The organism is Devosia yakushimensis (assembly GCF_030159855.1).
In the GTDB taxonomy this organism is placed as follows: Bacteria; Pseudomonadota; Alphaproteobacteria; order Rhizobiales; family Devosiaceae; genus Devosia; species Devosia yakushimensis.
Window position 1 is genome coordinate 2,501 of sequence record NZ_BSNG01000010.1, and the last position, 3,182, is coordinate 5,682.

Below are 3,182 nucleotides of genomic sequence, written 5' to 3' on the forward strand. Positions count from 1 at the left end.
ATAATGAGAACGATCAAGCGTCTTAAGTGCATCTAGTGGATGCCTTGGCGTGCACAGGCGATGAAGGACGTAATACGCTGCGATAAGCGTCGGGGAGCTGCGAATAAGCTTTGATCCGATGATTTCCGAATGGGGAAACCCGACCATTTAGGTCACCCGAAAGGGAGCTAACCCGGGGAACTGAAACATCTAAGTACCCGGAGGAAAGGACATCAAAAGAGACTCCGTTAGTAGTGGCGAGCGAACGCGGACCAGGCCAGTGGCCTGAGGGTAAGAACGGGAAGGACTTGGAAAAGTCCGCCATAGTGGGTGATAGCCCCGTACCGGTAGAAAGCCCTTAGGTCCTCGAGTAAGGCGGAACACGTGAAATTCTGTCTGAACATGGGTAGACCACTATCCAAGCCTAAGTACTCGTGCACGACCGATAGCGAACAAGTACCGTGAGGGAAAGGTGAAAAGCACCCCGACGAGGGGAGTGAAATAGTTCCTGAAACTGGATGCATACAAACAGTCGGAGCCCGCAAGGGTGACGGCGTACCTCTTGTATAATGGGTCATCGACTTAGTCTAACTAGCAAGCTTAAGCCGTTAGGTGTAGGCGCAGCGAAAGCGAGTCTGAATAGGGCGTTAAGTTAGTTGGATTAGACCCGAAACCAAGTGATCTAGGTATGAGCAGGCTGAAGGTAAGGTAACACTTACTGGAGGGCCGAACCCACGTAAGTTGAAAATTACGGGGATGACTTGTTCCTAGGGGTGAAAGGCCAATCAAACTTGGAAATAGCTGGTTCTCCGCGAAAGATATTTAGGTATCGCCTCAGACGAATACCTCAGGGGGTAGAGCACTGGATGGGCTAGGGGGTCTCACCGACTTACCAAACCTAACCAAACTCCGAATACCTGAGAGTACTATCTGGGAGACAGACGGTGGGTGCTAACGTCCATCGTCAAAAGGGAAACAACCCTAACCTACAGCTAAGGTCCCCAAGTCACAGTTAAGTGGGAAAGCATGTGGGAATGCTTAGACAACCAGGAGGTTGGCTTAGAAGCAGCCATCCTTTAAAGATAGCGTAACAGCTCACTGGTCAAGCGTTCCTGCGGCGAAGATGTAACGGGTCTAAAACTGTGCACCGAAGCTTAGGGTTTACGACTTTGTCGTAAGCGGTAGCGGAGCGTTCCGTAAGCCTGCGAAGCGGTACCTGTGAGGGGCCGTGGAGGTATCGGAAGTGCGAATGATGACATGAGTAGCGACAAAAAGTGTGAGAGACACTTTCGCCGAAAGTCCAAGGGTTCCTGCGCAATGCTAATCAGCGCAGGGTTAGCCGGCCCCTAAGTCGAGGCAGAAATGCGTAGACGATGGGAACCACGTTAATATTCGTGGGCCTGGTGGTAGTGACGGATCGCGCAGAGCTGTATCCCCTTATTGGATTGGGGGTGCAGTGAGCCGGTTCCTGGAAATAGCTCCACCAACATAGACCGTACCCTAAACCGACACAGGTGGACTGGTAGAGTATACCAAGGCGCTTGAGAGAACTATACTGAAGGAACTCGGCAAATTGCACGCGTAACTTCGGGATAAGCGTGACTTCTACTTGGGCAACCAGGTAGGAGTGGCACAAAAGAGGGGGTGGCGACTGTTTATCAAAAACACAGGGCTCTGCGAAGATGCAAATCGACGTATAGGGTCTGACGCCTGCCCGGTGCCGGAAGGTTAAAAGGAGAGGTGCAAGCTTTGAATTGAAGCCCCGGTAAACGGCGGCCGTAACTATAACGGTCCTAAGGTAGCGAAATTCCTTGTCGGGTAAGTTCCGACCTGCACGAATGGCGTAACGACTTCCCCACTGTCTCCAGTATAGACTCAGCGAAATTGAATTCCCCGTGAAGATGCGGGGTTCCTGCGGTCAGACGGAAAGACCCCATGCACCTTTACTATAGCTTTACGCTGGCATTTGTGTCGGCATGTGCAGGATAGGTGGTAGGCTTTGAAGCAAGGACGCTAGTTCGTGTGGAGCCGCAAGATGAGATACCACCCTTATCGTCATAGATGTCTAACCGCGGCATAACAGTGTCCGGGACAGCGTATGGTGGGTAGTTTGACTGGGGCGGTCGCCTCCCAAAGAGTAACGGAGGCGCGCGATGGTGGGCTCAGGACGGTCGGAAATCGTCCGCTGAGTGCAATGGCATAAGCCTGCCTGACTGCGAGACTGACAAGTCGAGCAGAGACGAAAGTCGGTCATAGTGATCCGGTGGTCCCGCGTGGAAGGGCCATCGCTCAACGAATAAAAGGTACGCTGGGGATAACAGGCTGATAATGCCCAAGAGTCCATATCGACGGCATTGTTTGGCACCTCGATGTCGGCTCATCACATCCTGGGGCTGGAGCAGGTCCCAAGGGTATGGCTGTTCGCCATTTAAAGTGGTACGTGAGCTGGGTTCAGAACGTCGTGAGACAGTTCGGTCCCTATCTGCCGTGGGTGTTGGAATATTGAGAAGAGCTGTCCCTAGTACGAGAGGACCGGGATGGACGAACCTCTGGTGGACCTGTTGTGGCGCCAGCCGCATTGCAGGGTAGCTAAGTTCGGACGGGATAACTGCTGAAAGCATCTAAGCAGGAAGCCTCCTTCAAAACGAGTATTCCCTTGAGAGCCGTGGAAGACCACCACGTCGATAGGCCGGGTGTGGAAGCGCAGCAATGTGTGAAGCTTACCGGTACTAATAGCTCGATTGGCTTGATCGTTCTCATTAATCTATGTCCGCAATCCTTAGGATTGCGTCCTCTGCCTCACGGGCCAATGGCCCTCCGGCGGGGCGGCTGCATCAGCAGCCGGGGTCGTCGCAAGCTCCTCCAGGAGCCCGGCGCCCGAGATTGTGAAATGATCGGTTAGAAAACACCAGCCAAGCCTCCTTGCATGGGAGAGGACTTGGCCAATACAGAACAAAAACCAGAATTCACACCAGATGTTTTTCGCTGACCTTGTGGTTCTTGCGAGGAGCCCAAGACCCGATCCCATCCCGAACTCGACCGTCAAATTCCTCTGCGCCAATGGTACTAAGTCTCAAGGCTTGGGAGAGTAGGTCGCTGCAAGGTCTGCCAAAAACATCTGTGTTCTCAAACACAACGCCGAAACCAAAACCCCCAGTCAGAAATGACTGGGGGTTTTTGCGTTAAAGAGGCAAATTCTCGGC

2 rRNA genes are annotated in these 3,182 nt (G+C 52.9%); both read left to right on the forward strand.

Annotated elements, in window-relative coordinates:
- Nucleotides 1-11 precede the first annotated feature (11 nt).
- A 23S ribosomal RNA gene (locus QQL79_RS22385) occupies nt 12-2,733 on the forward strand.
- Nucleotides 2,734-2,968: 235 nt separating this feature from the next.
- Nucleotides 2,969-3,084: ribosomal RNA gene (rrf, locus tag QQL79_RS22390) — 5S ribosomal RNA — on the forward strand.
- Nucleotides 3,085-3,182: the final 98 nt, after the last annotated feature.